This is a genomic window from Allostella sp., assembly GCF_041913585.1.
Taxonomy (GTDB): Bacteria; Pseudomonadota; Alphaproteobacteria; order ATCC43930; family Allostellaceae; genus Allostella.
Genome location: NZ_JAYSFE010000202.1, coordinates 1 through 5,133, shown reverse-complemented (window position 1 = coordinate 5,133; position 5,133 = coordinate 1). Strand labels below are relative to the sequence as shown.

7 protein-coding genes are annotated in these 5,133 nt (G+C 71.8%); 5 read left to right on the top strand and 2 right to left on the bottom strand.

The genetic code is table 11. From position 1 onward, the window contains the following. A partial coding sequence (locus tag ACE3Q3_RS22750) for an MFS transporter (protein ID WP_374449878.1) occupies nt 1-1,363 on the top strand: 1,363 nt, incomplete at its 5' end. Here the strand turns inward: ACE3Q3_RS22750 and ACE3Q3_RS22745 are convergent. Beyond that, on the bottom strand, nt 1,308-1,496 hold the full coding sequence (locus ACE3Q3_RS22745) for a hypothetical protein (protein ID WP_374449876.1): 189 nt from the start codon (nt 1,494-1,496) through the stop codon (nt 1,308-1,310). The two genes, ACE3Q3_RS22750 and ACE3Q3_RS22745, sit on opposite strands and share 56 nt — an antisense overlap. A 5-nt stretch (nt 1,497-1,501) precedes the next feature. Beyond that, entirely contained in the window at nt 1,502-2,269 is a 768-nt protein-coding gene (locus ACE3Q3_RS22740) for a competence/damage-inducible protein A (protein ID WP_374449874.1), read from the bottom strand. An 81-nt stretch (nt 2,270-2,350) separates the two neighbouring features. Here ACE3Q3_RS22740 and ACE3Q3_RS22735 point away from each other — a divergent pair, with 81 nt between their 5' ends. From ACE3Q3_RS22735 to ACE3Q3_RS22720, 4 genes are all read left to right on the top strand, one after another. Beyond that, a complete protein-coding gene (locus ACE3Q3_RS22735) occupies nt 2,351-2,959 on the top strand; it encodes a hypothetical protein (protein ID WP_374449872.1) in 609 nt (202 codons plus the stop codon). A 10-nt stretch (nt 2,960-2,969) separates the two neighbouring features. After that, complete coding sequence (gene sfsA, locus ACE3Q3_RS22730) at nt 2,970-3,677, top strand: DNA/RNA nuclease SfsA (RefSeq protein WP_374449871.1); 708 nt, start codon at nt 2,970-2,972, stop codon at nt 3,675-3,677. Between the two features lie 30 nt (nt 3,678-3,707). After that, the gene (map, locus tag ACE3Q3_RS22725; RefSeq protein ID WP_374449869.1) at nt 3,708-4,535 is read left to right on the top strand and encodes a type I methionyl aminopeptidase; all 828 of its coding nucleotides are present in this window, start codon (nt 3,708-3,710) and stop codon (nt 4,533-4,535) included. Nucleotides 4,536-4,551: 16 nt separating this feature from the next. Next, on the top strand, nt 4,552-5,133 hold a 582-nt coding region (locus ACE3Q3_RS22720), incomplete at its 3' end, for a RadC family protein (protein WP_374449867.1).

Here is a 5,133-nt window from a genome sequence, read left to right as displayed (position 1 = left end):
CATCTTCGTCGCCAGCACGATCATGCCCTCGGTCGTGGCCGAGATCGGCGGCCTCGCCTACTACGCGTGGAACGCGACGCTCTTCATCGTCGGTTCGATCGTCGGCTCGGCCCTGGCATCCGACCTGCTCGGCCGGCGCGGCGCCCACGGCGCCTACCGCCTCGCCGCAGCCGCCTTCGCGGCCGGCTCGCTGCTGGCCGCGCTCGCCCCGTCCATGCCGGTGCTGCTCGCCGCGCGCGCGCTCCAGGGACTGGGCGGCGGGCTCCTGTTCGCCCTGTCCTACGCCGTCATCCGCCTCGTCCTGCCGCAGCCGCTATGGCCGCGGGCGATCGCGCTCGTCTCCGGCACCTGGGGCGTCGCCGCGCTGTCGGGGCCGTTCGTCGGCGGCATCTTCGCCGAACTCGGCCAATGGCGCCTCGCCTTCTGGGCGGTGCTGGCGGCGACCGGCGCCTTCTACGCCCTCTGCACCCGGGTCCTGCCCGCCCCGTCCGCCGCGCCGCCGGCCGGACCGGCGGGCCGTTTCCCCAGCCGCCGCCTCGCCCTGCTGGCCGGGGCCGCACTCGCCATTTCCGGCGCCAGCGTCGTGCCCAGCCTCTGGATCAACGCCGCCGGGATCGCCGTCGCCGGCCTGCTGCTCCTCGCCATGGTGCGACTGGAGCGCGCCGCCAGCGTGCGGCTCCTGCCGTCCGACGCGCTGCGCCCGGCGACGCCGCTCGGCGCCGTCTACCTCACCATGGCGCTCATCACCGTCGGCACCAACGCCATCGTCTTCGTGCCGCTGCTGCTGCAGGTGCTGCATGGCCGCTCGCCGCTCGGCGCCGGCTATCTCACCGTGCTCCAGGCCCTGGGATGGACCCTGGGATCGCTGCTGTCGGCCGGATCCGCGCCGCGCCGGGCGATGCGGGCGATGGTGCTCGGTCCGGCGGCGATGGCGACCGGTCTCGCACTCCTCGCGTGGCGGATGCCGCTGCCGAGCGGCGACGAACCGCTGGCGATCGCCGGCATCGGCCTCCTGCTGGGGATGGTCGGGCTCGGCGTCGGGTTCGCCTGGCCGCATCTCCTGACCCGCGCCATGACGGTCGCGAGCGAGGCCGAGCGCAGCCTGGCCAGTTCCTCGATCTCGACGGTGCAACTCGTCACCAGCGCCTTCGCCTCGGCGCTGGCGGGGGTCGTCGCCAATCTCGGCGGCATCATCGAGCCGGGCGGGGCGGCAGGTGCCGCCAGCGCCGCCTTCTGGCTCTTCGCCACCTTCACGCTGGGCCCGTTCGCCGCCGCGGCCGCAGCCGCCGCCCTCATCCTGCCCGGGCTCAGGTCTGCAGGAACAGGAGCATCGACGCGCCCACCAGGGCGAGCCCGAGATTGACGCCCCACCAGCCCTGACGGCGCTGCGCTTCCGGGCGGTCGCGGTCGCGCAAGCGCTGCAGCCCGTACCAGACGAGAAGCACGCCGCCGCCCAGCATCAGGCCGAGGATCGTCGCGAGACCGCCCGCGGGCATCGGCGTCAGCCCTCCGCCTCGACCGGCTGGTCGCCCAGCGCCACCATCATCTGGAAGACCTCGGCGGTCGCATGGGCGAGCCGCACCGGGTCGGTCGCGCGCAGCACGATCGCCGTTCCCGGCCGCCCCATGCGGAAGAAGGGATAGCTGCCGATCTCGACATCCTCGAAACGGTCCTGGATCGCCGACAGGTCGGCCGCCATCGCCCCTTCGGTGAGCCCGCTCGTCACCGTGCGCGACCGCATCGGCAGGCCGCCGGAGAGGCGGTGCTTCACGCCCTCGAACATGACCCGCATGATCGACGGCACGCCCGCCAGCACGAAGACATTGCCGATCTGGAAGCCGGGCGCGATCGAGATCGGGTTGTCGATCAGGGTCGCCCCCTCGGGCGTGTTCGCCATCCGCAGCCGCGCCTCGTTGAGGCCGCCCGGCGGATAATGCTGCTGCATCCGCCGCACCGCCTCCGGGTGGCGGACCAGCGGCAGGCCGAAGGCGGCGGCGACGCATTCCGAGGTGATGTCGTCGTGCGTCGGCCCGATGCCGCCCGTGGTGAAGACGTAGTCGAACTGCGCCCGCACCGCGTTCACGGTGTCGATGATGGTGTCGCGCACGTCCGGGATGACGCGCGCCTCCATCAGCCGCACGCCCGCCTCGTTCAGCTGCTCGGCCAGGAAGGCGAGGTTCTCGTCGCGCGTCCGGCCGGACAGGATCTCGTTGCCGATGATGAGGACACAGGCGGTGACGGTCTTCCGCTCGGGGCTGGAATCGGACACGGTTTCTCCTCTGGCCGAGTGCGGGAGAGGTTCTACCCGAGAACCCGGCCGGTCGCCTACCGGGAGGGAGGTCCCGAAGCCATGCTGGCCCGACACATCGCCGCGTTCGAGCTCTCGCCGTTCCTGCCGCAGATCGACGATGCCCCGTGGGTGCTGACCCTGGCCCTGCCCGACATCCTGGACCGGCTCCTGCCGACGCTGACGCCGGGCTTCGCCGTCCGCGACGGCGTCGCCGTCCATCGCGAGGCGATCATCGAGGGCGGCGCGATCGTCAAGGGTCCCGCCATCGTCGGTGCCGGCTGCTTCGTCGCCGCCGGCGCCTATCTGCGCGGCGGCGTCTATCTCGACGACGGCTGCACCATCGGGCCCGGCTCGGAGGTCAAGTCGTCGATCCTCTTCGCCGGCAGCCGGCTCGCCCACCTCAACTTCGTCGGCGACTCCATCCTCGGCGCCGACGTCAACTGCGAGGCCGGCGCGGTGATCGCCAATTTCCGCAACGAGCGCGCCGACCGCCGCATCCGCATCCGCCACGCGGAGGGCGTGATCGACACCGGTGTCGAACGGTTCGGGGCCCTGATCGGCGACGGGGTGCGCATCGGTGCCAATGCGGTGGTCGCGCCCGGCGCGATCCTGGCGCCGGGCGCGGTGGTCGGCCGCCTCGCCCTCGTCGACCAGTCGCCGGAGGCCTGACCGCCCGGCGATGCGCTTCGTCCACCCGCTCCGTCCCGCCACCCTCGTCCGCCGCTACAAGCGGTTCCTCGCCGACGTCCGCCTCGCCGACGGGCGCGAAGCGACGGTCCACTGCCCCAATCCGGGTGCCATGCTGGGCCTCGCCCGGCCCGGTGCCGAGATCTGGCTGTCGCCCGCGGGCCCCGGCCGCAAGCTCGCCTTCGGCTGGGAACTGGAGCGGGTCGCGGACGGGCTGGTGGGAATCCACACCGGGCATCCCAATATCATCGTCGCCGAGGCGGTGGCGGACGGTCGCGTCCCCGAGCTGGCCGGGTACGAGGCGGCGCGGCGGGAGGTCGCCTACGGCCGCAACTCGCGCATCGACCTGCTGCTGACCGGTGCCGGGCGGACACCCTGCTGGGTCGAGGTCAAGAATGTCCACCTGCGCCGCGGCGACCGGGCCGAGTTCCCCGACTGCGTGACGCTGCGCGGCGCCAAGCATCTCGAGGAACTGGGCGATCGCGTCGAGGCGGGAGAGCGGGCGGTCATGCTATATGTGGTGCAGCGAGGCGATTGCGACCGCTTCGCCATTGCCGCGGACCTCGACCCCGGCTATGCCAGGGCGTTCGCGCGGGCCGCTGCCCGCGGCGTCGAGACGATGTGCTACGCTTGCGACGTGCGGACGGACGGGATCGATCTCGCCCGGCCGCTGCCCCTGACGACCGAGGGAAACCGCTGAGGGGGTATCGAGATGAGGGAAGATGCCGAAATGAACCGCAGCCTCGCCGTCCGCCAGGACCCGGAAGAGCGCAGCATCAAGATCCACGGGCCGGACGCTCTCGTCGGCATGATGGCGGCCGGCCGGCTCGCGGCCGCGACGCTCGACTTCATCACGCCGCACGTCCATCCCGGCGTCACGACCGAGCACCTGAACAAGCTCTGCCACGACTTCATCGTCGACCATGGCGCGGTGCCGGCACCGCTCAACTACAAGGGCTTCCCCAAGTCCATCTGCACCTCGATCAACCATGTCGTCTGCCACGGCATCCCCGGCGAGAAGCGGCTGCTCGACGGCGACATCATGAACATCGACGTCACCGTGATCCTCGACGGCTGGTACGGCGACACCAGCCGCATGTATCTCGTCGGCGACAAGGTGCCCCTGAAGGCGCGGCGCCTCGTCGACGTGACCTACGAGGCGATGATGCGCGGCATCCGCACCGTGCGCCCGGGCGCGACCGTGGGCGACATCGGGCATGCCATCCAGAGCTACGCCGAGGCGCAGCGCTTCTCGGTCGTGCGCGACTTCTGCGGCCACGGCATCGGCCGCATCTTCCACGACGCCCCGTCGATCCTCCACTACGGCCGCCCGGGCCAGGGGCCGGTGCTCCGGCCGGGGATGTTCTTCACCGTCGAGCCGATGATCAATGCCGGCCGCTACGACGTGAAGATCCTGGCCGACGGCTGGACCGCGGTCACCAAGGACAAGTCGCTCTCGGCGCAGTTCGAGCACACGGTCGCCGTCACCGAGACCGGGTACGAGATCATGACCCTGTCGCCGGCGGAGCTGCACCAGCCGCCCTACCGGGCCGCCTGAGGCCGAGGGCGGCCGCATGGCGCGCGCGTCGAACCGTTCCGGGCTCGACGACGCCGGCCTCCTGCCGCTCGAGCCCGCCGACTACGAGGGCCATCGCGAACGCCTGCGGGAGCGCTTCCTGGCCGGCGGCGGCGACGCGCTGGCGGACTACGAGCTGCTCGAGCTCATTCTCTTCCTCGCCATCCCGCGGCGCGACGTGAAGCCGATCGCCAAGCGGCTGATCGGGCGCTTCGGCAGCTTCCACGCCGTGCTCGCCGCCGACGCCGCCCAGCTCGCCACCGTCCGGGGCATCGGCGAGGCGACGGCGGCGGCGATCAAGGCGGTCCATGCCGCAGCATTGCGCTTTGCCCGCGAGGCGATCATCGACCGGCCGATCATGGGCTCGTGGCAGAAGGTCATCGACTATTGCCGCGCCGCCATGGCCCACAACGAGAACGAGGAGTTCCGCGTCCTCTATCTCGACGCCAAGAACGGCATCATCCACGAGGAGCAGCAGCAGACGGGGACCGTCGACCACACCCCCGTCTACCCGCGCGAAGTGGTGAAGCGGGCGCTGGAGCGCGGTGCGTCGGCCATCATCATGGTCCACAACCATCCC